The sequence below is a fragment of the Methylobacterium sp. J-070 genome, assembly GCF_022829385.1.
Classification (GTDB): Bacteria; Pseudomonadota; Alphaproteobacteria; order Rhizobiales; family Beijerinckiaceae; genus Methylobacterium.
In genome coordinates this window covers 75765-100038 of record NZ_JAKSXX010000122.1, presented here as the reverse complement: position 1 = coordinate 100038, position 24274 = coordinate 75765, and the positions used below count along the sequence as shown (strand labels likewise).

The window sequence follows — 24274 nt, the reverse complement described above, 5'->3', positions numbered from 1 at the left end:
TCAGCCACGAGGGCTTCGAGCCGAAGGCGATCCGAGGCGGGAAGCGTGAAGGAGAGGCCGCTGCGCATCCCGCCAGACTCGCAGGACAAAGCCCAAACCGAAACCTGGGACGGACTCAACCGTCAGGTTTTGACCACTAGGGTGGCACCCTCTCGATGTCGCATGATATGTGCGGGCCATGGCCGCTAAGCATGCACATCACGTCGCACTGACTGCGGCGCATTCACAATATGTCACAAGACAGGTCGCCAAGGGTCGATACGCCTCGGTGAGCGAGGTCGTGCGCGCGGGACTGCGCTTGCTCATCGAGCTTGACGACGCCCGGACGGACCCGACCGCCACCACGGAACCCCGCAAGCGCGGAGAAGCGTGACCCGGCCATGAGTTCAATCCAATCCGTGGTCATCGATCCGTCCGGCTTCTTCGACGCTTCGCCCAACCCCTACCTCGTACTCGACCGACGCCTTCACATCGTCGGGGCGAACAAGGCGTACCTCGCCAGCGTCAAGCGCGAGTTGGTCGACATCGTAGGTCGTTGGGCCTGGGACGCGTTTCCGACCGACCCGGAAACGCTGAGGCAGGCCATAGCCTCGTTCGAGCGGGTCATCCGCACGAAGCAGCCCGACACGATGCCGCTGCTGCGCTTTGACGTACCTCTACCCGCCTCGGACGGCGGCGGCATGGAGGAGCGCTATTGGAGCATCACGCACAGCCCCGTGCTCGATGCCGAAGGCGAGGTCGAGACGGTGCTGCAGCACCCCATCGACGTGACCGAGCTCCAGCGCCTGCGGGACGCGGTCGGGAATGTCGAGGGTGCGGGCGATCTGAACCTCCAACCCGCCCAGTCCCGGATCTTCGACCGCGCCAGGAGCGTCCACGAGGCCAACCTCGCCCTGAAGGCGGAGAGCGACCGCCTCCGCGACATGTTCCGGCAGGCTCCCAGCTTCATGGCGGTCCTGCGGGAGGCGGACCACCGCTTCGAGCTGACCAACGATGCCTACCGACGGCTGATCGGCGACCGCGACGTCGTCGGCCTGACGATCCGCGAGGCCCTCGGCGAGATCGAAGGGCAACCGTTCTTCGAACTTCTCGATCTCGTCTACGCCACCGGCGAGCCGTTCGTCGGCCGTGGCATCGAGATCCACCTGGGGCACCGGAAGGGCGAGGGGAAGGAACGACGCTACCTCGACTTCATCTACCAGCCGATCCGGAACCCGGCCGGAGAGGTCGTCGGCATCTTCGTCGAGGGCAATGACGTCACCGAGATGAAGATGGCCACGGACGAGCTGCGCGAGCGCGAACAACGCCTGCGCCTCATCGTCGAGGCTGCCACCGACTACGCGATCCTCACGCTCGATGCCGACCACGTCGTCACGACCTGGTCGGCGGGTGCGACGGAGATTTTCGGGTACGCTCCCGGGGAGATCGTCGGCCGCAGTGCCGACGTGCTGTTCACGCCGGAGGACCGGGCGGCGGGACAACCCGTCAAGGAGGTCGAAGGCGCTCGCGAGGACGGTCGGGCCCCGGACGTGAGGTGGCACCTGCGCAAGGACGGGGGGCGCGTCTTCCTCAACGGCTCCATGCGCGTCCTCCGCGATGCATCAGGCAAGGAGCTCGGCTTCCTCAAGATCGCCCGCGACGAGACGGAGCGACGGCGTGTCGACGAGACGCTGCGACTGAGCGAGGAACGCTTCCGGACGATCATCGATACCGTCGAGGCGGCCTTCGCCATAGTGGAGGTCAAGTTCGACGGCACCGTGCCGGTGGACTACCGGTTCGTCGAGGCCAATCCCGCCTTCGAAGGCGAGGCGGGGGTCAACCTGCGCGGCAAGTGGGTCACAGAGTTCGCCTCCGACCTGGAACGCTTCTGGTTCGAGACATACGGCCACGTCGCGAGGACCCGGGAACCTACGAACTTCGAGAGCTACGCCAAGGCGTTCGGGCGCTGGTTCGACGTCCGGGCCGTCCCGGTCGGGGACGCGGCCGACCGCCAGATCGCGATCATCTTCAACGACGTGACCGAGAGGCGAGACGCGGAGGAACGCCTCCGCGATAGCGAGGCGCTCGCGCGCAAGAACGCCGAACGCGTGCAACTCGCCCTGGCAGCGGGCGCCATCATCGGGACGTGGCACTGGGACCTCCCCACCGACCGGTTCACCATCGACGAGGCGTTCGCCCGGGCCTTCGGCCTGGACCCGGCGCTCGGGCGGGAAGGCATCCCGCTCGCCCAGATCGTCGAGACCGTCCATCCCGACGACCAGGCTGGATTGGCCGAGGCGATCAACGATGCCATCTCACGCGGCGGCGCCTACGCCCATCAGTACCGTACACGGCGCGCGGACGGGAATTACTACTGGCTGGAGGCCAACGGACGCGTCGAGCACGCGCCGGACGGTGCGCCGCTGAGCTTTCCCGGCGTCCTGCTGGACGTGGAGGCGCGCCGTGCCGTCGAGGCGGAACGCGACCGCGCCGCCGCGGACCTGCGGGCCCTCAACGAGACGCTTGAGCAGCGCGTCTCGGAGCGCACCGCCGAGCTGATGAGGGCCGAGGATGCACTGCGGCAAAGCCAGAAGATGGAGGCGGTAGGGCAACTGACCGGCGGCGTGGCGCATGACTTCAACAACCTGCTGACCATCATCCGCTCGTCGGTGGACTTCCTGAGGCGTCCGGACCTCGCCCCGGAACGCAAGCAGCGTTACCTCGACGCCGTGTCCGAGACCGTGGACAGGGCCGCCAAGCTGACGGGACAACTGCTGGCGTTCGCGCGCCGTCAGGCGCTCAAGCCCGAGATCTTCGACGTCGGTCAGAAGCTCAGGGGCGTCGGCGAGATGCTCGACACCGTGACCGGCGCGCGCATCCGCGTGGTCACGGACATGCCGGACGAGCCGTGCTTCATCCGGGCCGATCTGAGCCAGTTCGAGACGGCCCTGGTCAACATGGCCGTCAACGCCCGGGACGCCATGGACGGCGAAGGCACCCTGACCCTCCGGCTCCGTTGCGGAACGTCCCTGCCGGTCATCCGTGGCCACGCCGGCAGTCCGAAGCCGTTCACGGCGGTGTCTCTCACCGACACCGGTTCTGGCATACCGGCGGACGCGCTCGCCCGCATCTTCGAGCCGTTCTTCACCACCAAGGAGGTCGGCAAGGGCACCGGCCTGGGCCTCAGCCAGGTCTTCGGGTTCGCCAAGCAATCCGGGGGCGACGTCGACGTGGAGAGCGAGCCGGGTCGGGGCACCACGTTCACGCTCTACCTGCCGGAGATCGAGCCGGAGAACCGCCCGGACGGCGAGGCCGAGCGCGTCGAGGGGCCGTCCCCGCTCGGGACCGGCCAATGCGTGTTGGTGGTGGAGGACAACATCGAAGTCGGACGCTTCGCGACCCAGATCCTGGAGGATCTCGGGTACCGGACGACCTGGGCTGCCAACGCCGAGGAGGCGCTCGACAGGATTGGCAGGGACGGCGCCGGGTTCGACGCGGTGTTCTCCGACGTCGTCATGCCGGGGATGGGTGGCGTCGCGCTCGCGAAGGAGCTGCGCCGGCGACTGCCCTCGCTACCAGTGGTGCTGGCCTCGGGATATAGCCACGTACTGGCTCAGGACGGGGCCGACGGATTCGAGTTGCTGCACAAGCCGTACTCGGCCGACCAGCTATCCCGCATCCTGCGCAAGGTCACCGCGGTCTCAGTCAGGCCGCGATGAGCTTGCGACGGTCGTTGCGACGACGGGCATCGGGCCACCGGGATCACGGCCCGGCGATCAAGTCCCGGATGCGTGTGGCCAGCGCCTCCATCACGAACGGCTTGGTCAGGACGGCCATGCCGGGTTCGAGGTGGCCGTTGCCGACGACCGCGTTCTCGGCGTAGCCAGTGATGAACAGGACTTTCAGGTCGGGGCGCGACACACGGCCGGCGTCGGCCATCTGGCGACCGTTCATGCCGCCAGGCAGGCCGACGTCGGTGACCAGCAGGTCGATGCGCACGTCCGATTGCAAGACCTTGAGGCCGGCCTGGCTGTCCGCGGCCTCGATGGCCGTGTAGCCGAGGTCCTCCAGCACCTCGGTGACCAGCATCCGGACGGTGGGCTCGTCGTCCACGATCAGCACGGTCTGATCCTGCTCGGCACGGGGTGCGTCGCTCAGCGAGGCCATCACGTCGGCTTGCTCGGTCTCGCCGTAATGCCGGGGCAGGTAAAGGCACATGGTGGTGCCCTCGCCCATCTCGGAATAGATCCGCACCTGCCCGCCCGACTGACGGACGAAGCCGTAGATCATCGACAGGCCGAGCCCCGTGCCCTGGCCAATGGGCTTGGTCGTGAAGAAGGGGTCGAAGGCGCGCTCGACGACCTCGGGCGGCATGCCTGTGCCGGTGTCCGTGACGCAGAGCGAGAGGTACTGGCCGGGCGGCAGGTCGCGCTCCTTCGCTCCACGCTCGTCGAGCCACTTATTGGCGGTCTCGATGGTGATCCGGCCTCCGTCCGGCATCGCGTCGCGGGCGTTGATGCACAGGTTCAGCAGGGCGTTCTCAAGCTGCGGCGGGTCGACCAGCGCCGGCCAGAGCCCCGACGCACCGACCACCTCGACATGGACCGACGGACCCACCGTGCGGCGGATGAGCTCCTCCATGCCGCCCACGAGCCTGTTCACGTCGGTGGGCTTCGGGTCGAGGGTCTGGCGACGCGAGAAGGCCAGGAGGCGGTGCGTCAGGGCGGCGGCGCGTTTCGAGGCGCCCTGGGCGGCGTTGACGTAGCGGTCGATCTCCGTGAGCCGGCCCTGGCTCATCCGGGTCTGCAGCAGTTCGAGGCTGCCGGAGATGCCGGCGAGCAGGTTGTTGAAATCATGCGCCAGGCCCCCGGTGAGTTGCCCGACGGCTTCCATCTTCTGGGATTGCCGAAGCTGCTCCTCGGCCCGTCGCAGCGCCTCCGCCTGCTCCCGCTCCGCCGTGACGTCGCGACCGACAGCGTTGATCAGCCGGTCGTCGGGATGGGTCGACCACGAGATCCAGCGGTAGCTCCCGTCCCTGTGGCGGTAGCGGTTCTCGAAGCGGGCAAGCGACTTGCCGTCGGCCGAGCGGCTCGCTCCTTCGAGGGTCTTCTCGACGTCGTCGGGATGGAGAAGGTCGAACAGCGACGTACCGACGAGCTCGTCTTCGCGCCAGCCGAGCATCGTCAGCCAGGCCGGGTTGACCGCGACGATGCGGCCGTCGAAGCCGCATCGCAGCATGATGTCGGTCGACAGCTGCCAAAGTGCGTTACGGTCGGTTGTCCGTTCGGCGACCTGCCTTTCAAGGGTGGCGTTCAGCTCGGCGAGTTCGGCCGCCTGGCGCCGCCGGTCATCGATGTCCGTGTTGGTGCCCACCCAATGCGTGATGCCGCCGTCGCATGCCCGGATCGGTTCCGCCCGGACCAGGAACCAGCGATACGCACCATCGGCCCGCCGGATGCGGAACTCGGTCTCGTAGACCTCGCCGGTCGCGAGGGACCGGCCCCAGGCCTCGCCGGCGGATGCGAGATCGTCGGGATGGACGATGCGCACCCATTCCGAAACGCCGTCCATCGAACCGGGCAGTCTTCCGGCATAGGCGTAGGCCTGCTCGTTGAACCAGTAGAGGTAGCCGTCCGGCCGCGCCGCCCAGACCTGGTTCGGGACGGCCTGGGTGAAGACGCGGAACTGCTCCTCGCTCTCGCGCAGGGCCCGTTCGGAACGCAGGCGCTCCGTCGCGCCTCGAACGCGCTCTGCGACCTCACGCATCAACGCGACCTCCCCAGCGCTCCAGGACCGGGCGACCGCGTGATTGACGTAGAACAGGGCCACCGAAGAGCCTTGCTCGACCACGGGCATGTTGACGAAGGCCCGGGCGCTGATGTCCTCAAGGGCGGCCGCGGTGTCCCGTGTGCGGGGGTCGAGGGCCGCGTCCGCGACGATGGCGGTCTCGCCGCGTTTCAAGTCGTCGATGTACGTCCCGTAGTCGCGGAAGTTCAGGACGCCCGCCAGGCTCCGGATGCCAAGGGCGTTCCAGTCCCGCTCGATGGTGATGGTCTCGGCGGCCTTGTCGATGATGCCGTACCCGACCCGGCTCACGTCCAGGGCAGTCCCCAGCACCTCGCAGGCGGCGTGGCTCAGGTCGGCCGGCTCGCGGATGTCGCGCAGCCTGTCGGTCAGCTCCAGCAGGGTGGCGCGCCGCGTCTCGGCCTCGCGCAACGCTTCCCCGGCCTCGCGCGCCCCGGTCCTGTCGCGAAGGATCTTGAGGAATCCGACGTGCTCGCCGGAGGCGTCCCGGAGCGGCATCATCTCGCCGCTCGCCCAGAACCGGCTCCCGTCCTTGCGAAGATGCCAGCGCTCGTCGGCGGCCCGGCCTTCCATCAGGGAAAGGCGCATCTCGACTGCCGGGCGACCCCCGGCGCGGTCCTCGGGCGTGAAGAACCGGTCCACCGGTTCCCCGGTCATCTCCGACGCGGACCAGCCCAGCACGCGCTCGGCCCCGACGTTCCAGGCGATGATCCGGCCGTCCAGGCTGGTGGCGATCATCGCGAAGTCGACGGCACTCTCGAAGATGGACCGGTGGAGCACGTCCGACGAGAGACCGCTGGCGTCAGGGTACGGATGCGGCGCCCGACCCATGGCTTGTCCGGACATCACGCCTCGCCTCCCGACACCGTTGATCCCACGACCCGACTTCCGCTCCCGATTTGTCTTTCGCACCGATGCGCTCGGCTTGGACCCATGTCGCCTTATCCGCCCAGGATCCGCCTTCGGCGCTGCCAGGTGGCGACCTTGCGCAGCAGGCGCGAGAGCTGCTCGATGGAGTACGGCTTGTGCAGGAGCTCGAACCCGAAGGCCCCGTTTTCGGCCAGCACGTGGCTGTAGCCCGAGGCCAGCAGCACCGGCAGGTCGTGGTGCACCGCGCGGATGCGATGCGCGAGGTCGATGCCGTTCATGCCCGGCATCACGACGTCCGAGAACACCACGTCGAAGCGGTCGGCATCCCTCGCGAGCTCGGCCAGCGCCTCCTCGGCGTTCGTCGCCAGCACGGTGACGTAGCCGAGGTCGGTCAGCGTCTGGACCGCGAAGGTGCCCACGTCCGCGTTGTCCTCGACGACGAGCACGCAGGTGCCATGCCCGTCCATCAGCGGCTCCGGCTCGCTTACGTCCACCGCCCTGCCTTCGCCGGCGACGCGGGGCAGGTAGAGGGTGAAGGTGGTGCCGCGTCCGACCTCGCTCTCAACCGCGACCTCGCCACCAGACTGCTTGGCGAACCCGAAGACCTGGGACAATCCGAGCCCCGTGCCCTGGCCGACGGCCTTGGTCGTGAAGAACGGCTCGAAGATCCGTTCAAGGCCATCCGCCGGGATCCCGACGCCGGTGTCGCTGATCGACACCGCGACGAATGCTGCGGGGACGGCGGCCTGGCCGCGCATCGCCGGCATCGCATCGACCGGCCTGACGCGGATCAGTAGTTGGCCCTCACCGTCCATGGCATCGCGCGCGTTGACCGCCATGTTGACGAGCGCGGTATCGAACTGGCTCGGGTCGGCGTGCACGAAGCACGTCTCCTCGGGCAGGTCCGTGACGATCTGGATGCGCGAGCCGGTGAGCGTGCCCATCATGTCGCCGATGGCCCGCACGCTGTCGCAGGCGGCGAACACCTCGGGCATTAGGGCCTGGCGGCGAGCGAACGCAAGGAGCTGTCCGGTCAGCTTCGCGGCGCGGTCCACGGTATCTGAGATCGCCCCGATATACCGGACACGCCGGTCCTCGGGAAGGTTCGGCCGCTTGAGCAGGTCGGTCGACGACTTGATGACGGTCAGCAGGTTGTTGAAATCGTGCGCCACGCCGCCCGTGAGCTGCCCGACCGCCTCCATTTTCTGCGACTGGCGCAGGTTATGCTCCATCCGCTCCCGTTCAGCCGCCTCGGTCAGGAGGCGCACGTTCGCGTCCGCGAGCTCCGCCGTCCGGGCGGCGACTTGGCTCTCAAGGAGGGCTCCAGCCTCGCGCAAAAGCGTGGCCTGCGCCTCAAGCTCGGCGTGGAGGGCCACCACGCCCCTGTTCGTGTCGGCGAGCTCCCGGTTCAGGCGCTGGGCCTCCTCCTGGCGTTCCGCGAGTTCGGCGAGGCTGCTCAGGAGCTCGCGGTTCTGCTCGCGCAGGGCGACCAGCGGCTCCGCCGTCCGGGCGCGGGCGACGTCCTCGGCCAGGGCCGCGAGTGTCGGTCCAGTGAAGCTCTCGGCGCCGGGCGGGAGCCGCTTGCCGAACGTCACGACCGTGCCGTTGCCGGATACGGTGTCGACCTCGAAGCAGTCCATCAGCCGGCGCGATCCGGTGATACCGATGCCGAGCCCGGTCGTCGAGCGGAAGCGACCCTCCAGGATGGCGTCGAGCTCGGCGATGCCAGGGCCCTTGTCGCTGACCCTGACCACTAGGAACTGCCCGTCCCTTCCCTGGTCGAGGCCGTACTCGATGCGCCCGCCGCCGGCGTAGCCGTAGGCGTTGCGCGCGATCTCGGACACGGCCGTGGCGATGCGGGTCTGGTCCTGGACCTCGAAGCCGAGGCGCTCGGCCAGTCGGCGAACGCGCTGGCGCACCGTGACGATGTCGTCCTCGTGCTTGACGGCGCTGGTGAGGAGCGGCCACCTCATCGGCCCTGTCCCCGCACGACGAGCACGGTGGCGTCGTCGCGGGCGCGGGCGAAGTCCCGGAAGATCACGCCGGCCACGAGCGACGGGTGTGCCTCGGCAAGGCCGGGATGGGCGTCGAGCGACCAGTTCGTCGCGATACCGTCCGAGCACAGCACGAACAGGTCCTCGGGACGCATGGGGTACTCGAACTCCTGGATGCGTCGCGCCGCGTGCCCTGCCGTCCCGGCGAGGCTGACCGTGCGCTTGGTCACCGTGCCGGAAACGACGGCACCTAAGACGTTCCCTATGCCGGTGAACGTGAGGGTGGAGGTGTCCCGATCGTAGCGTGCGACGGATATCGCGCCGCCCCGCGTATGCGACAGGCCCGCGTGGATGGCGGACAGGATCGCGGCTGGCGGCTTGCCCTGGTTGCGTCGGAACAGTCGAAGGGCCTCCCCGGATGCCTTCGCCGCATCCGGACCATGCCCGAGGCCGTCCGCAACGATGGCCGTCCAGCCGTCCGCGCGCTCATGGATGCCGTAGGCGTCGCCGTTCGCGGTCTCCCCCTTCAGGGGCACCGTCACGGAACCGAAGGTCGCCTCGGCTTCCGGGGAGGTGGAACGAACGCCGGACATACGGGCCAGCACCGCCGTTCCGGAGCCTGGCCGAGACACGATGTCGAACGCGTCGGCGAGACGGCGTACCGCCCCCAGGCCCTCGCCGGCGCTGCCGCCGGTCGAGTGACCGTCCCGCAACGCCGAAGCCAGGTCGTGGAGGCCAGGCCCCTTGTCCAGGGCGAGAACCTCGACGCCGAAACCGGTTCCGTCCTCGTAGGTGCCGATGAGGATCTCGCCTGGAACGCCGTACTTGACGATATTCGTCGCAAGCTCGGTCACAACCAGGGCGGCCCGTCCGGCGGCGATCTCGTCGAAACCGATGGCCTGCGCCACGGCGACAGCGCGCCGCCGCGCCTCGGCCACCTGGCTCGCTTCGGTGACGATGACCCGGTCCATGCCTACTTCCACCGCGCGATGGTTACGCGCGTGCCTGCCCCGGGCGTCGACTCGATGTGGAACTCGTTCGAGAGCCGCTTGGCTCCGCCAAGGCCGAGTCCGAGGCCGCCGCCGGAGGTGTAGTGATCGGTCAGCGCCTGCTCGATGTCGGCGATGCCGGGGCCCTGATCCTCGAAGGTGAGGCGCAGACCCTTGCGCATCCCGGCCAGGACGATCTCGGCCCGCATGTCGCCACCGCCGCCGTAGTCGAGGGTGTTCCGGGCGAGCTCGCTCGCCGCGGTGACGATCTTGGTCTGGTCGACGAGCCCGAGCCCGATCTCGATGGCGAGGGCGCGCACCCGCTGGCGCACCCGCACCACGTCGTCGCCGGAGCGGATTGGGAGGGTCTCAGCCTTCGTGACGGTCACGGTCACCCCCGTACCCGTCCTCCTCGTCCTTGGAGAGTCGCGCCTGTATCAGCGCCATGCCACGCTCGACGTTGAGGGCGGTCTTGATGCCGGTCAGCTCCAGGCCAAGCTCGACCAGGGTGATGGCGACCGCCGGCCGCATGCCGGCCACGACCGTCTCAGCGTCGAGCACGCGCGAGACGGCGGCGATGCTCACCAGCATGCGCCCGATGAAGGAATCGACGATCTCCAATGCCGAGATCTCGATGAGAACGCCGCGCGCGCCGGTGCGCGCGATCATCGCGGTGAGATCCTCCTCCAGGGCCAGCGCGAGGCGGTCGTGCATGTCGACTTGGATGGTGACGATGAGGGCGCCACCGAGCTTGAGGATCGGGATACGGTCCATGGCCTCAGCGCCGCTCCTCGGCCACGGCCGCCTGCTGGCGCACCACCTTGCGGCCGGTCCGCCTCAGGGCGACGGCGAAGGCGTCGGCCAAGGTCGCCTTCGAGACGACGTTCAGCTCGACGCCGAGATGGACCATGGTCTGCGCGATCTGCGGCCGGATGCCGGAGACGATGCAGTCGGCGCCCATCAGGCGCGCCGCAGCGACGGTCTTCAGCAGGTGCTGCGCCACGAGGGTGTCGACGGTCGGCACGCCCGTGATGTCGATGATGGCGATCTCGGCCTCCTCATCGACGATCGCCTGGAGCAGGTTCTCCATCACGACGCCGGTCCGGGCGCTGTCGAGGGTGCCGATGAGCGGCAGCGCGAGGATACCGTCCCAGAGCCGGACCACCGGGGTCGAGAGCTCGGCGATCTCCTGACCCTGGCGCCCGATCACATCCTCGCGGCTCGCCAGGAACACCTCCATGGTGTGAAGGCCGAGCCGGTCGAGCACCTTGCCTCCGGCCCACACTCCGGCCGCCAGGGCGGAGGCGTCGGCGGCGGACGTCCGCCTGAGCGCCTCGAAGACGGGCTCCTTCAGCGAGAACACGAAGTTGGCCGTGTCGGTCGGCGTGAACCCCTGGATCGCCCGGGAGCGGGAGATGTCGGCAAGCGTTTCCCGCAACGACGCGTAGCCCTCGCCGTCCGCGTCGAGGCCTCCGGCGGCCAGGGCGTCGCGGAACTGGGCCAGCACGGCCTTGGCCTGGGTCTGGAGCTCGGCCTCGCGGATGCGGCCGCTCTGGAGCGACCCGCTTTCCCTGAGAGCCCCGGTCCAGTCGCCGAGGATCGCGGCCTCGTCCTCCGTCACGGTCCTCTTGAGGACCTCCGTGCCGTCCATGGTCATCCCGTCATCCTTCGTCGTCGTTTAGCATCTAGCCTGCTCGGTCTATGGTCGATAGCCGTCATCGCCGCGGTGGGCCTTGCCAATAGAAGTTGTTCCTGGCCTTCCGGATTGCGACGCCGCTCAACCGGCCCGCAGAAGCAAGGCTACGGCAGCCACAGCGATGACGCCCATGGTGGCAAGAATGCCGCCGCCGCGGCAGGCGAACTGCACCGGCGAGTTCTTCGCGGCGAACATCCCGAACGGATGCAGGACACGACCGACCAGGAGGACGATCAGAAGGGTCCGCACCAGCGTCGGTCCGCCGCCGCCCGCTTCGAGCAGGGCGGCGAGGATCAGTGCGAGCGGCACGTACTCGCCGAAGTTGCCTTGCGTCCGGATGCGCTTCTCCAGCGTCTCGTTGCCGCCGTCTCCATGCAGCGTGTCCGAGGACACGCGGCTCGCCATAACCCAGGCCGAGAGGCCGACGTAGATGAGCGCGAACAGGCCGGCGTAGGAGGCGGTCAGAGCTGGATAGGTCATCGGCTTTCCTTATGAGGCATCGTGACGGATCGCGGCATGGTCGACCGCGAGCGCGGACGTGACGGAAAGGGGCGCGACAGTAAGGGCCACGATCAGGATCTTCGCCATGGCGTTTCCCCTCGACGATGGACCCTTGATCGGGGTCCCGTCAGATTGACCGGCACAAGACCTTGATCCTCCACCGCTTGACACATTCGTTCACGCGTGGATCATCCAGACCTGAACGGAATTTGAGCTATGGGTTCGAAGAAGTCCAGACTGCGGTTGGACGACCAGCTCTGCTTCGCGCTCTACGCCGCGACCAACGCGGTGGTGCGTGCCTATCGTCCGATGCTCGCCGAGCTCGGCCTGACCTATCCGCAGTACCTCGTGATGCTGGCCCTATGGCAGGATGGAATGACAGCAATCCATGCCTTGGCCGAGCGGCTGCAACTCGGGTCCAACGCCGTGACCCCGCTCGTCGACAAGCTGGAGGCGGCCGGTTTCGTCACGCGCACCCGCGGCGTTGACCGGCGCGTCGTGCTCGTCGCCCTTACCGAAGTGGGCATCCAACTTGAGGCCGATGTCTCAGCCGCGCAGCAATCCGTCGTCTGCCGGACCGGACTTGACGACGGCCATCTGGCCGACCTGCGTCGGGAACTGAAGGATCTCAGCGAACGCATGACCGCAACCGGTGCGGCATCGCAGAACGAGACTTCCTAGGGGGCCCACCGGAGGAGCCGGGGGGGGCGCCCGCCAGGAAGAGCACCTGCCGCCCGGCTTATCTCGTTCCAGGCGCTCACCGTTCACCGCGTTCGCCTACTATTCGGGCAAGTGGGTGATCGCGACGTCGACCCCCGCGCGGGCGAATGCGATGGCCCGCCCGATGCGGGTATCGCCGCCCGTGACCGGTGCGGCCTTTCCATCGAGCTTGCCCGGCCCCTCGGGCTCTCATCGCCGTGGTCGGGCTCGCGCCATCCTGCCGGTCTTGGAGGAGAAACTCGCGGCAGGTCCGGACCCTACCGCAGCGTCGCGGATTCCCCGTCCTCCAGGGGACGATCCTCGTTGGCACCCTCTCCCAACGAGACGTGTGAGTTCAGGCGGCCCAGATGCTCGAAGACGTGCTCGAAGGCGCTGGTGACGGCCTGCTCGAACGCGCCGTCGTTCTTGCCCATGGCAGCCTTCAGGCCGTCGAGCAGCTCTCGGTGTTTCTCGATATCGCTCGGCATGGCGTTCCTCGTGGCCGGACGGGACGCCGGCATCGTGGGCCAAGCCCGCTGTGGGACCGAGGTTCCCCGGGTGGGTTGGGAACGCCGAATGGCAGCCTGGATCGACCGGCCGATGTCCGGCGAGCCATGCCCGGACGGTCTCAGATGCCCGCGTACCACGCGTAGCCCTGGTCCTCCCAGTAGCCGCCCTTGCCCTCGCCGATCCCGGCGAAGCTCTCGACCACCTCGATGCGCATCACGTACTTGGCCTGCTTGTAGCCGAGGTTGCGTTCCACGCGCAGGCGCAGCGGGGCGCCGTTCGAGACCGGGAGCGCCTTGCCGTTCATGTCGTAGGCGAGGATGGTCTGCGGGTGGAACGCGTCCACCAGGTCGATGCTCTCGTAGTACCGGACCGGCGATCCGCCACCGGCCACGGTATCCTTCGAAGCCTGTTGCCCGCCGGAATCCTTCCTGCTTTCCCCGCCACCCGATTGCTTGGTCATGGCTGGGGTGGCGTTGCCGGCGGGGACCGCCTCGTCCGCGTCGTCATCCTGCGCGGTGTCCGCCCCGCCGTCGTCCTCGCCCTGGTCCATGGTGTCGGCGCAGTGGAACACCACGTAGCGCGCCTCAGGCCTCAGCTTGGCCCGGGACAGGAGGTCGGCGAGCGGCATGCCGGTCCACTTGCCGATGGCGCTCCAGCCCTCGACGCAATCATGGCGGGTGACCTGTGTGCGGGACGGAAGCTTGCGCATCTCGGCCAGGGACAGCTTGAAGGGGGCTTCCACGAGGCCGCCGATCTCCAGGCGGTACTTGGCGAACTTGCCCCTCGCCAGGGCCTTGTAGGCCTTATCCGGCGGATCCTCGGTCCCGTTCGGCTTGAACACCGGCGAGATGTCGGCGTCCGCGAACTCGGGTGCCAGCGTCCGTTCGGTGAGAAGCAGGCGCTGGACGAACAGGTTGGCGTCCTCCCCGGTCTTCAGCGTGCGCTTGAACCACTCCGCGTCACCCAGCCGGTCGCAGCCGCCGAGCATCGCGGAACCGGCGGCGGTGGCGCCGAGCAGGAGGGAGCGGCGGCTTGGTTGCCGGATCACGAGGCGGCCTCCGTCGACGTCCGCTCCGGTAACGGCTCGACCTTCCGCTCAATCACGAACCAGCCGGTGATCATGCCGCGCATGTTGTTCCGGAAGCCCGAGAGGACGACCAGGGCGACGTGCACGGCGACGAACAGGACGAGCAGGGCCGCCACGACGAAGTGGACCGTGCGCGCCGACTGGCGCCCGTCGAACAGCGTCAGCAGAAAGGGAAAGGCCGCATCCATTGCCGGCGACATCGCCAGCCCTGCCAGGACCTGAGCGGGCAGGAGCACGAACAGCACGACGAGGTAGGTGAGCTTCTGGATGACGTTGTAGCGTTTGGCCTCGTCACCTTCAGGGAAACGCAGCGTCAGGTGCTCCCATACCGAAGCGCCGAAGTGTCGGACCTGGTCGCGCGACGGGATCACGCGGAAGCGAAGCTGCCCGCTGACCAGCCCGTAGAACAGGTAGGCGAGGCCGTTCAGGACGAAGGCCCAGGCGAAGAAGAAGTGCCAGCTTCGGCCGCCGGTTAGGTCCTGGTCGCTCGGCAGGGTCGCCCAGGACGGGAAGCCGCGGTCGGCCGCCTCGCCGTCGGCACCCGCCGAGGAGCCCAGCCAACCGGTGGTGTCGAAGGTCCGCCCAAGGATGGTGGTGACGCCCTTCGGCGGATCGTCCTCCGTCGAGGACATCGCCATCAGCGGTGTGTCGAAGGTGGAGACCTTGCCCCAGTACAGGGCGGGGTGGGCGTTGAAGATCTGCAATCCGCTCATCAGCAGCACGAGGAGGCAGATGCTATTCGCCCAATGCGTGACGCGGATGACGACCGGGTGCCGGAACATCCAGCGTCGTGTCTCGACCTCACCCGTGTCGGGCGCGGAGCGCGTCAGGTAGGTGCGGGGCAAACGGTCTTCCTCGGGGCGATCCTCGAAATGGGTGGAGGCCCCTGGATCGGGACCTCCGGAAGCGTAGGACGCCTCGAAATCACATGCCGCGCTTCATCATCATGCGCTTCTTCATCATCCGGCGCTTCATCATGCGCTTCTTCATCATCATCCGGTCGCCGTGCATCATGCGGACCTGGGTCACGCCGGTATCGGACTGCAGGCCATTGACGGCCATCGGGGCGGCCGTTGCGGCCCCGGGTGCCAGGGACGCGCCGCCGAGAGCGGCCAGGGCGGTGAGGGCGAGAGTAAACTTCTTCATGCGGGATCTCCTGCAGTGCTGAATGTCTCATTCAACCTTCGTGAAAACAGGATAATTCCATACTTGTTCCGAATTAAGCCGAATGATTTAACATCAAGCTTGCCAATTAGACAAGTTAAGGCACGCTCGGAAGCTTATGCTTCGAACATGCTTGGGTCGGGGTCTTCGAGGAGCCTTACGGGATCGAGAGGCCGCAAGTTTCAGCCTCGCCATCAAGTTCCGGAGAACGCCTCCGGTCGACGGCCCGTATGAGCGCCAATCCCCGCACGTCATCTCGATGCAGGGCCCGCTGGCTTTGCTCTCCGACGCGGAGGCCGCCACCAAGCGGGTGCCGGCTCCGGGACGGGCCGGTGGTGACGGGCGCATTCCTCGTCGTGTCGATCAAATGAGCAATCGGTTCCCGGGCTTCATGCTAGGGCTGAACTCGGTTCTTCCCGTGAACCGTTCTCAACTCACCTCGGCGCGCCCTGACCCGGCGCGCCTTTTTGATTGGTATCGGTATAATATTATCAAATTTAGGTGAGCATTGTTAAATCTTCGCTAACCTCTGATTCGAGCGGACGACCTGACCCATCGTGCTCTCACGAACGGAGGGGCGTGATGCCGACGAACTCGAAACACATGAGATTTGCCGATCTCGACCGGCTACCCGTGCCACCGTGCTATCATGCCTTCCTGGTCAACGCTGACGGGCGTGTGGCGAGACTGGAAAACCTACCCGCCCTCGACGATCAAGACGCACTACGTCAGGCTGAGGCGTTCGTGGCCGGTCACGCGGTCGAGCTATGGGACGGCATGCGGTTCATGGAGCGCTTCCCGTTGAGGGGATGAGGCGCATCAAGCCAGCGCCGCTGGCCAAGCTCGGGCTGTGGCCTATCTCGCCTCGATGGGTGAGGCCGTTCTGGAACTGATGATCACGTTGGCTCAGGCGGCCGAGACCGACGATGTTTGCGCGTCTCAGCTCGCTGCCATCGCAATGGACGCTGCCGATGCCGGCGAAGGGCTCGTTGCCCAGGGAATGATCCAGTTGGCCCGAGGTCACCGTATTCGCGCCTTGCGACTAAGAAGTGACCTCGCTGCGCTCAGCGCCGAGTAGGGCGGGATCTTCCATCCAAACCCCACCGAAGACTGACGCGCTGGGCGAGGCGGGCAGGTGAGCTTGCTACCTGGTACCGCAGCGTCTTTCACCAAGGCGGCGGAGGCCCGCGATGGCAGAGGACTCGGATCGGAAGCGGCAGGTCGTGGCTGGATGGGCCATGGCGGAGGCAAGGGGGACCGGTTGGTCCCTGGACAGGACGAAGGTTTGACCGCGACATCACGGCAAACCCAGAATGGAGCCGTCTTCGGTGCGGGCGCACGTCCTTGAGCCGGCTGAGCCAGCGAGGCCACGATGATCTGGGTTACGGACGACGAGGGCCGGACGACCTACATGTGCCCTGAGTGGTACGCCGTCACCGTGCTGCGGCCCCCCGCCGGCCTGTTCTCGGGCTGGGCGAGCGTCATCCACCCCGACGACCGTGACCTGATGGTCGAGACGTTCCGGCATGCCTGCGCGGCGCGATGCGAGTTCACCCTGCAATACCGCCTCCGGCGCCAGGACGGCACCTACGTGTGGGTGAGCGACTCCGCCACCCCCTCATGGTTGCCGAAGCGACGGGGCTTCCTCGGCTTTTTCGGACAGATCACCGACGTGAAACCCGAGGGACGGAGACTGATCGCGCAGGCGGAGCTCGAAAGGTTCGAGGTGACCCCGTCCGCCGGTGAGTTCGCGCCGGTCACGGCACTCGACGCCCTCGCCGAGCACGTCCTCATGGCAAGGTCGCTGGCCCTGGGAGGCGCCTCGGACCATCTCCTGCCGATGGTCGACGCGTTGCTGTTCGCCGTAGGCAAGGATCTGGCCCGGCGGCAGGCCGGGGACGATGCGTCGGTCAACATCCACTGATCCCGGCGAAACCGATCCGTCGCGAGGCATCACCCGGCGCGGGTCGGATCTCCTTCGACCCATCTAACCGCAGCGTCGGGGGCACGAACCTGATCCTGGTGGCGGTGAGCGACAGCAGGCAGGCGATGTTGCTTGGCAAAAGCTTCGCAGCCCCCTCCGATGCGGCGCCGGGGATGTCCGTCAGCGGGAGCGGGTCCGGTCAAACGTGCGCCCGTGCCAATGAAACGCCAAGTGGATTCAGGTTTCGAGAAGTGCGAGTTGCTTCTCCCCGACCGCCACTGTCGCGGGCAGGATGAAGCCGAACTTGGTGCCGCGACCGGGCACGCTTTCGACGGTCAGGGTGCTTCCCTGGCGCTCCACGAGATCCCGGCAGAGCAGGAGGCCGAGGCCGCTGCCCCGCTCGCCGGCGGTTCCGTTCGTGGTGGTGCGCCGGTCGAGCCGGAACAGGTCGGCGACCTTGTGGGTCGTCATGCCGACCCCGGTGTCCGAGACGGTGATCTCGACGCTCTCGCCGCGAGGTTCGGCGGCGATGGAGATGGTGCCCCCCGGCAGCGTGAACTTCACCGCGTTGCTCACGAGGTTGCGCATCACCGCCGCCAGCATGTCGCGATGGCCCCGTACGTGACGGCCGGCACACTTGGCCCTGAGGATCAGGCCCTTGTCCGACGCGTTCTCGGATGCGCCCTTAAGAACCTCATCGGCCACGGCTCCCAGGTCGACATCGCCGAGGGTCACCGCGACGGTGTCCATCTGCAGGCTCGCCCACGCGAACAGGCCCTCCATAAGGCCGTAGGCCTGGCTCGCCGCCTCCTGGATGCCCTGCGCACGGCGCTCGACAGTGGCGTGGTCGCGTTCCGCGACCGCTTGGCTCAGGACTTCGGACAGACCCAGAAGCGCCTGGAACGGATTGCGAAGGTCGTGGGCGATGATGGAGAACAGCAGCGACTTCTGCTTGTTCAGCAGGTCGAGTTCTTGTGACTTCGCCTCCGCCTCACGCCGCGCCGTGCTCAACTCAGCCAGGAACTCGCGGCGTGCCTTGGCGTAGCGGATTGCCCGCGCCAGGCTCGACGGCGTTGCCTCGCCCTTGGCCAGGTAATCAAGTGCACCCGCCCGCATCAGCCGGAAGGCGACGTCCGGGTCATCCTCGCCCGTCAGCATCAGGACCGCTTGGTTGCCGCCCTCGGGCGACAAGAGCGAGGCCAGCAGCGCGAAGGTGTCGACGTCCGGAAGGCGATAGTCGAGCAGCACGCAGTCGAACGCCTGCCCCTGCGCGAGCCTGAGCCCGGAGGAGCCGTCCGGCGCCTCGGTGAGCTCGTGGGCCAGGCCGGACTTCCCCAGCGCCCGGCGCACGGCGGCGCGGTCGACCTGATCGTCATCGATGAGGAGGATGCGCGTCGGCATCTTCGGGTCGGCTCCGGAAGTGGCTACTCGGGGAACTCGACGATCTTCCAATAGTGCTCTAGCAGCGAGACCGCCTGCATGAAGGTGTTGGCCGGGTCCTGCTTGACGATGTAGCCGGCCACGTGGTGCCCGTAGGCGCGCGCCTTGTCCTCCTCGGCCTTCGAGGTAGTGACCATGAACACGAGCGCGCTCTTGAGGTCCTCGTCGGCCCGCAGCGCCTCCAGGAACTCGATGCCGTTCATGCGCGGCATGTTGAGGTCGAGCAGGATCAGGTGCGGCTTGGCGAGCTTGGTCCGGCCATTCTGGCCGCGCAGGATCTCCAGCGCCTCGATGCCGTCGCGCGCCACCGTGATGGGGTTCGCGATCTTACTCTTGTTGAAGGCGCGTTTCAGTCCTTGGACGTCGACCTCGTCGTCATCGACCAGCAGCAGGTTCACGGTCGGCGCCATCGGCAGTTCCCTTCGTACCATTGGGCCAGGTGAAGTGGACCGAGAGGCCACGACCGTCCCACCCTTCGCTCAGCCAGACCTTGCCGCCCTGGCGCTCGACCAGCTTCTTGACGATGGCAAGCCCCATGCCGCTGCCCTCGACCTCATCGCGGGGCTTCAGGGTCTGGAACATGCCGAAGACCCGTTCACGAAACTGCTCGGGAATGCCAGCGCCATCGTCCGTCACGGTGAACTCTACCATGTCGTCCACGGGGCATGCATCGACCCAGACGTGCCCGGTGGCCGGGTGGTCATGGTGCTTAATCGCATTGCCGATGAGGTTCTGGAACGCCTGCGTAAGGGGCGCCCGGGCGGCATCCAGGGTCGGCAGGCTCTCTCCCGCCGTGATGTCGAACCCCTCGGGCGGGCTGACCAAGCCGGCGAGATCCTCGACCAGTGCCTTGGTGTCGACCGTCTCGGTCGCGACGTCGCCGCGCCCGGCCCGCGAGTATGCCAGGAGGTCGTCGAGCAGGCTCTCAAGGCGCCGCACCCGGCTCTTCAGCAGGTCCATGTTCGTCCGGGTGTCGGCCGTGAGGACCTCCTCCAGGTCCTCCTCGATCCAGGTCACCAGGTTCTCGATGCCGCGCAGAGGTGCCTTGAGGTCGTGAGAGGCCACGTAGGCGAACTGTTCCAGCTCCTCGTTGGTCCGACGCAGGTCGCGCGCATGCAGGGCGAGGCGCCGCTCCATGGCCTTGCGCTCGGTGATGTCCGTCAGGAGCGTGACGACCCCGAGCACCGCACCGTCCGGCCCGCGATGCGGGCGGTAGAACCCTTCCACCATCCGCCTGTCCGCACCACGTCGGGCGAGGCGGTGCTCGAAACGGGTCTCGGTCCCCGCGAAGGCGGTCTCCAGTTCGCGTCCCGTCCCGGGGAAGGGCTGGTTCGTGAAAACCTGCGCCAGGGGGCGGCCGTCGACTTGGGAGACATCCCCGACCTGAAGGTCGAACCAGCGCTCGAACTCTCCGTTCAGGAACCCGACGCGCCGCTGGGCATCGACGTAGCCGACCATCGCCGGCAGCGTGTCGGCCGTCGCCCGGAGCAGAGAGGTGCGGTCGAGCTCGATCAACCCTTCCTTGAACACCTGCACCGCCCGCGCCATCGCACCGACCTCGTCGCGCTGACGAATGCCTGGCACCTCTATCGTGAGATCGCGACGGGCCAGATGCCGCATCGCCTCGGCCAGGCGGATCAGGGGGGCAACGATTCTGCGCCGGATGGCTATTCCGATCCCGGCGCAGATGAGGAGGGTGAGCAGGGTGCCGCCCCAGGAGACGATGCCGGCATCGCGCTGGGCCTGCGCGAGAAGCGTCCCATTGACCTCACGCCGGCTCTCCTCCTCGGCCTGAATGGCCTGGAGCTTCGTCCGGAACGCGTCGAAGTACGCCTTGCCCGTACCGCTGCCCTCGATCCGGATCGCCTCGGAGCGGGTTGCCGGGTCGGCCATGCCGTGGATTGCGGCTTCCCCGACTTTTTCCTGCCAAGCCCGCGCTGCTTTCTCGGCTTCGGCGAGCCAGCCCTGACGCAGGGGGTCGTCGCCGATGAGGGCGTGAAGTCGTTCGGCGGCCTCCTCGAAGGCCGACTTGCCGATGCGGTAGGGATCGAGGCTGTCCTGGTGACCGGTCAGCAGGTACCCGCGCAGGCCGGTCTCCTGGTTCAGCATGGCGACGCGGAAGGCATCAAGCGCGCGCATGACCAGGTTCGACCGTCCGCGGGCATCGATGGCCGTCTGAAGGTGTCCGAGGGACGCGAGCACCGCGCCGCTGCCGAGCACCGCCACGAGGGCGATAATGCCGATGGCGCTTCCGAGCGAGCGGTTCAGACCAAAACTCTTCGTCATGCCGGCATCGGTTCCGCAGCGGTCGTGGTGTGGGGGTGCTCGGTCGATAGCACGGATGAGCATCGCGCGGCCGCTCTAGGGCTAAGCCTGGTATGCCGGCATCTGGTTGGACGAGCTGGGGGGCGACCCGAGCCCTCGGACCTGGAAAACGCGACTCCGATGGAAGCGGACACAGGAAAGCGCTTTCCGATGCCCGCTTCCGGAATCAACGGTTCGTTCACCATGCGTTGGCTGATCGAATTCGACGGCGATCCGTTAGGCCCGAATGGCATGCCCTTCGACCATCACCTTCGACGTCTACGGAACGCTGACGCGTTGGGACGAGGCGGTTGCTGATGCTTTCGCCGAAGTGCTGGCGGGCCATGGTCGGGCTGATGCCGATGTCGGGTTTGCCTGCGGGGCCTTTGAGGCCGCGAGCCGCCGATTGCAGGCCGAGGATGCCTTCCGCCGAACGAACACCGGCTCGCCATCGTTCAATGACGGGCCGGTGTTACTCTAGGTTTGCTGAATGCGGAACTTTGAGGTCCGAATGCAGAACTTTGGTTCGGCTATCAACTGGGTAGCTCGGATAGGTCTCATCGCAGTCGCGACAAGCCGTCGCTTGCGTTCGATCATCCCCGCTGGCGCTCGAAGCACAGGCCACACGCCTGCAAAAGGATCCGCGGTCAGGCACGTAGTGCGTATCGTGTAACGTAATGCGTTACGGAATACAGAAAAGCATGTTTCGTTAACCGTATCTGCCTCAAACTCGTGCCCGGAGGGCGGCACGCGATGGTGACCAGGCACGATGTTTACAGAGCCGCGGACGCGATCCGCGCCGGCGGAAGAGCGCATGTCACAACCCACACGGTCAGGGCGTGGCTCACGGAGAACCTGGGGAAGGCCGGCTCGCCCAATAACGTCGCGCCCCTGCTGAAGGAGTGGAAGCGGGAGCGGGAATACAGTCCGAAGATCGAGCTCGCCGCATTGCCCGAAGCGGTCTCGAACCGACTGGCCGCGGCTGGAGTGGCGCTATGGCAGGCGGCGCAGGCCGAGGCGGCCGCCGTCTACGTCCGCGACAGGGAGCGCATGCAGCAAGAGATCGGCGTCGAACGCGAGATGTGTAGCGAAGCCCTCGCCTTGCTGGGGGGCCATGAGGCGGAGGCCCGGCTCTTGACCGAACGCGTGGTGGCGCTGGAGGCCGAGCTGGAGGAGGCACGGAGGCACCTGCAGGCCGTCCGGGCCGATGTCTACTGGGAGCGGGTCGTGCACGAGATCTGGAAGGCGCTGCCGGAGAACGGCGCGTTACCGATCCAGGATATCGAGCAGCGCCTGGGAGCTGATCTCGTGGAGGAGTGCAAGGGTCACCAGGAGGAGTGGAACCACGACACTCTGAGAAAAAAGATCAACCAGCGGATCCACCATAAACGGCTATTCGCTCGGGCTGAACGCGGGCGCTATCGCAGGAGGCAGCCCGAGGACGACATACATGTCGGGACAGGCTCGGCCGCGTAGTCGGGCGGACGATGATGCCGGTTCGGAATTGTCGCGACCCGCGGTGCGGCATGCCACAGGACCTCGCCGTTATGGAGCTTGATCCGAGGCGCTTCCCGTTAGGCTTGCCCCAGCCATTTCGCCCGACGGGCTAGCTCGGCTTTGGTGGCGCGATACGGGATGCCGGTCATGGCGCCGACGGATGGCACCCAGATCCGGTCGGCCTCGTTCCACCAGTAACCGTCGCGGAAGGCGTGATACCCGCCATCGATTGTGAAGATCTCGATGTTGCCGTCCGGGTAGCACCACATGTTTTCGAACGTGTCGCGGATGATCTGCCGGATCCGCATTCTCGCCGCGAAAACCTCCTCGTCAGGCGCATCCGTCCTTTTAAGTTCGCTCAGGTGTTCGATGGCCGCGGAGCGCTCCTCACGCCCTCCGCCGTGACGCAACGCGGTTATCTTGCCCGTCAGGTCGGTGATGCCGGCCTCACACGCTTGCATGGCGGTCTCGATCTCGGCGAGAGGTGCCTTGGCAAAACGACTGCCGGCACCGATCCCTCGTACGATGGCCTCGCCCCGAACCTGCAGCTCGTCACGCTCCGCGACCTTGGTCCGCAAGGCTTCCTCGTGGCGCGCGAGCTCGCCGGGTGCTCCGCCCGTCAGGTCGAGCTTCACGAGCCAGAGGAGGATGGCGACCTCGGTATCGTAGTAGGGGATGCGGTAGGCGTTGGTGCAGGTGCCGGCCCGCTCCGAGGAGCACCGCAGGACGGGCGTGGAACGCGCCCCTCGGTCGCGGTAGTTCATCGGCTTCATGCACACACCACACGTGGCGACCATGCCGAACAGGTTGGTGATCACCGTGCCCTGCTGGCCTCCGGCGTTGGGCGCGCGCCCGAGGCGCCGCTTGTTGGCAACGCGGCGTGCCAGGGCCCAGAGTTCGTCGCTGACGGCCCGGGGGAAGTAGTTCGGGATGGGGTCACCAACCGGGACGCGTTTCGCGACCAGGACACCCTGTCGCTCCACGTGTTCGAGCTTGTGAGGCTGAAATTCACCCAGCAGCGCCCTGTTGTCGGTGACCTTCTGGACCGTGCCGCCGTGCCATGACCGGCCGTGCCCCCAGCATTCCACCTTGTTCTCGTTCAGGTGCCTTGCAATGCGGTCGCGGCCCCATCCGTCCGCGAGCAACTTCATGATCAGCTCGACGACGGGGCCACGTTCGGGATGCACTTCGAGGTTGCCGTCGACCATGTGCAACCAGCCCGGGGTCTTGGTCGTCAGCCTTCTGGTCCCGATATTCTTCCGCTTTTCCTCCCACGTCGCCTTGAGGCGCCTGGACTTCAGCGCCGACTCCTCATGAGCCCGCATGAGGGTCATCACCGAGACTAGGAAGGCAGCCTGTGAGACGGGATCGTCCGGCGCATGTTGGTAGGTCATCTTGTCGGCGATCGAGACGACGACGATGCCGGCGTTGACCAAGCCCAGCAGCATGTGCTGCGCGACCGGGACGCTGGCGCGCGTCATTCGGTCGAGGTTCTCGACGAGCAGGTAGCTGCCCTTGGCGATGCGTCCTTCGTCGACGGCCTGCTGGAACAGGGCGAGCTTGCCTCCGCCGCCCTTGGCCATGTTGGCCTTCGTGAACGCGGACACGCCGATGTCGTGGAGCGAGAGCTTGGTGTCGAGCGTGAGGTGTGGGTTGGCGGCGAGATACTCGTCCCGCAAGGCGGTCTGCCGCCTTAGGCCGTCACGATAGGCCTTCTTCTCGTCGGTGTTCGACTGGCGCTTCGAGCTCAGCCGAATGTAGGAATAGGCGGTTGCCGGGGCTGGCGCCGCATCGGTCCCGATCTTGTCACCCATC

23 protein-coding genes and 1 pseudogene are annotated in these 24274 nt (G+C 67.1%); 8 read left to right on the top strand and 16 right to left on the bottom strand.

The window, feature by feature from the left end; translation table 11 throughout:
• Positions 1 to 178: 178 nt before the first annotated feature.
• Together MKL01_RS10415 and MKL01_RS10410 are read left to right on the top strand one after the other, a co-directional pair.
• A complete protein-coding gene (locus MKL01_RS10415) occupies positions 179 to 373 on the top strand; it encodes a type II toxin-antitoxin system ParD family antitoxin (RefSeq protein ID WP_243905136.1) in 195 nt (64 codons plus the stop codon).
• 7 nt (positions 374 to 380) lie between these two features.
• On the top strand, positions 381 to 3698 hold the full coding sequence (locus tag MKL01_RS10410) for a PAS domain S-box protein (protein WP_243905135.1): 3318 nt from the start codon (positions 381 to 383) through the stop codon (positions 3696 to 3698).
• Between the two features lie 43 nt (positions 3699 to 3741).
• Here the strand turns inward: MKL01_RS10410 and MKL01_RS10405 are convergent, their stop codons facing one another.
• The 7 genes from MKL01_RS10405 to MKL01_RS10375 form a co-directional block, all read right to left on the bottom strand.
• Positions 3742 to 6630 (bottom strand): PAS domain S-box protein, encoded by a 2889-nt coding sequence (locus MKL01_RS10405; protein ID WP_243905134.1) that lies wholly within the window; start codon positions 6628 to 6630, stop codon positions 3742 to 3744.
• 95 nt (positions 6631 to 6725) lie between these two features.
• Complete coding sequence (locus MKL01_RS10400) at positions 6726 to 8627, bottom strand: ATP-binding protein (protein WP_243905133.1); 1902 nt, start codon at positions 8625 to 8627, stop codon at positions 6726 to 6728.
• Entirely contained in the window at positions 8624 to 9619 is a 996-nt protein-coding gene (locus MKL01_RS10395; protein WP_243905132.1) for an ATP-binding SpoIIE family protein phosphatase, read from the bottom strand. The genes MKL01_RS10400 and MKL01_RS10395 overlap by 4 nt, the downstream gene beginning before the upstream one ends.
• 2 nt (positions 9620 to 9621) lie before the next feature.
• Positions 9622 to 10032 (bottom strand): anti-sigma regulatory factor, encoded by a 411-nt coding sequence (locus tag MKL01_RS10390; protein WP_243905131.1) that lies wholly within the window; start codon positions 10030 to 10032, stop codon positions 9622 to 9624.
• Complete coding sequence (locus tag MKL01_RS10385) at positions 10007 to 10411, bottom strand: STAS domain-containing protein (protein ID WP_243905130.1); 405 nt, start codon at positions 10409 to 10411, stop codon at positions 10007 to 10009. Before MKL01_RS10385 ends, MKL01_RS10390 begins: the two co-directional genes overlap by 26 nt.
• A 4-nt stretch (positions 10412 to 10415) precedes the next feature.
• Complete coding sequence (locus tag MKL01_RS10380; RefSeq protein ID WP_243905129.1) at positions 10416 to 11294, bottom strand: STAS domain-containing protein; 879 nt, start codon at positions 11292 to 11294, stop codon at positions 10416 to 10418.
• 120 nt (positions 11295 to 11414) lie between these two features.
• Complete coding sequence (locus MKL01_RS10375; protein WP_243905128.1) at positions 11415 to 11813, bottom strand: MAPEG family protein; 399 nt, start codon at positions 11811 to 11813, stop codon at positions 11415 to 11417.
• Between the two features lie 237 nt (positions 11814 to 12050).
• On the opposite strand from MKL01_RS10375, the gene MKL01_RS10370 reads away from it, so the two are divergent.
• The gene (locus MKL01_RS10370) at positions 12051 to 12515 is read left to right on the top strand and encodes a MarR family winged helix-turn-helix transcriptional regulator (protein WP_243905127.1); all 465 of its coding nucleotides are present in this window, start codon (positions 12051 to 12053) and stop codon (positions 12513 to 12515) included.
• 102 nt (positions 12516 to 12617) lie between these two features.
• Here MKL01_RS10370 and MKL01_RS10365 read toward each other — a convergent pair.
• The 5 genes and pseudogenes from MKL01_RS10365 to MKL01_RS10345 all read right to left on the bottom strand — a co-directional run.
• A pseudogene (locus tag MKL01_RS10365) lies at positions 12618 to 12830 on the bottom strand (NAD(P)-dependent dehydrogenase); the annotation flags it as partial.
• Positions 12812 to 13021, bottom strand: a complete 210-nt coding sequence (locus MKL01_RS10360; RefSeq protein WP_243905126.1) for a hypothetical protein — start codon at positions 13019 to 13021, stop codon at positions 12812 to 12814. The gene MKL01_RS10360 and the pseudogene MKL01_RS10365, both read right to left, overlap by 19 nt.
• A gap of 140 nt (positions 13022 to 13161) precedes the next feature.
• The gene (locus MKL01_RS10355; RefSeq protein WP_243905125.1) at positions 13162 to 14091 is read right to left on the bottom strand and encodes a molybdopterin-binding protein; all 930 of its coding nucleotides are present in this window, start codon (positions 14089 to 14091) and stop codon (positions 13162 to 13164) included.
• Positions 14088 to 14912, bottom strand: a complete 825-nt coding sequence (locus MKL01_RS10350; RefSeq protein ID WP_243905143.1) for a cytochrome b/b6 domain-containing protein — start codon at positions 14910 to 14912, stop codon at positions 14088 to 14090. Before MKL01_RS10350 ends, MKL01_RS10355 begins: the two co-directional genes overlap by 4 nt.
• 142 nt (positions 14913 to 15054) lie before the next feature.
• Positions 15055 to 15276 (bottom strand): hypothetical protein, encoded by a 222-nt coding sequence (locus tag MKL01_RS10345; RefSeq protein WP_243905124.1) that lies wholly within the window; start codon positions 15274 to 15276, stop codon positions 15055 to 15057.
• Positions 15277 to 15876: 600 nt separating this feature from the next.
• Between MKL01_RS10345 and MKL01_RS10340 the strand changes: the two genes are divergently transcribed.
• From MKL01_RS10340 to MKL01_RS10330, 3 genes are all read left to right on the top strand, one after another.
• A complete protein-coding gene (locus MKL01_RS10340) occupies positions 15877 to 16107 on the top strand; it encodes a hypothetical protein (RefSeq protein WP_243905123.1) in 231 nt (76 codons plus the stop codon).
• A gap of 37 nt (positions 16108 to 16144) precedes the next feature.
• A complete protein-coding gene (locus MKL01_RS10335; RefSeq protein ID WP_243905122.1) occupies positions 16145 to 16372 on the top strand; it encodes a hypothetical protein in 228 nt (75 codons plus the stop codon).
• Positions 16373 to 16666: 294 nt separating this feature from the next.
• Positions 16667 to 17218, top strand: coding sequence for a PAS domain-containing protein (locus tag MKL01_RS10330; protein ID WP_243905121.1), 552 nt, complete (start codon positions 16667 to 16669; stop codon positions 17216 to 17218).
• A 237-nt stretch (positions 17219 to 17455) separates the two neighbouring features.
• Here MKL01_RS10330 and MKL01_RS10325 read toward each other — a convergent pair whose 3' ends face one another.
• Genes MKL01_RS10325 through MKL01_RS10315 form a run of 3 tightly spaced genes read right to left on the bottom strand, consistent with a single transcriptional unit; the run spans position 17456 to position 20944 of the window.
• Positions 17456 to 18619, bottom strand: coding sequence for a hybrid sensor histidine kinase/response regulator (locus tag MKL01_RS10325; RefSeq protein ID WP_243905120.1), 1164 nt, complete (start codon positions 18617 to 18619; stop codon positions 17456 to 17458).
• 23 nt (positions 18620 to 18642) lie between these two features.
• Positions 18643 to 19068 carry a response regulator gene (locus tag MKL01_RS10320; RefSeq protein ID WP_243905119.1) on the bottom strand — a complete coding sequence of 142 codons (426 nt, stop codon included), beginning with the start codon at positions 19066 to 19068 and terminating at the stop codon, positions 18643 to 18645.
• Positions 19034 to 20944, bottom strand: coding sequence for a CHASE3 domain-containing protein (locus MKL01_RS10315; protein ID WP_243905118.1), 1911 nt, complete (start codon positions 20942 to 20944; stop codon positions 19034 to 19036). Before MKL01_RS10315 ends, MKL01_RS10320 begins: the two co-directional genes overlap by 35 nt.
• Positions 20945 to 21209: 265 nt before the next feature.
• Between MKL01_RS10315 and MKL01_RS10310 the strand changes: the two genes are divergently transcribed.
• Both MKL01_RS10310 and MKL01_RS10305 read left to right on the top strand, forming a co-directional pair.
• Complete coding sequence (locus MKL01_RS10310) at positions 21210 to 21443, top strand: hypothetical protein (protein WP_243905117.1); 234 nt, start codon at positions 21210 to 21212, stop codon at positions 21441 to 21443.
• Positions 21444 to 21715: 272 nt separating this feature from the next.
• The gene (locus MKL01_RS10305; RefSeq protein ID WP_243905116.1) at positions 21716 to 22438 is read left to right on the top strand and encodes a DNA-binding protein; all 723 of its coding nucleotides are present in this window, start codon (positions 21716 to 21718) and stop codon (positions 22436 to 22438) included.
• 98 nt (positions 22439 to 22536) lie between these two features.
• On the opposite strand, the gene MKL01_RS10300 is transcribed toward MKL01_RS10305, so the two are convergent.
• Positions 22537 to 24273, bottom strand: coding sequence for a recombinase family protein (locus tag MKL01_RS10300; RefSeq protein ID WP_243905115.1), 1737 nt, complete (start codon positions 24271 to 24273; stop codon positions 22537 to 22539).
• Position 24274: the final 1 nt, after the last annotated feature.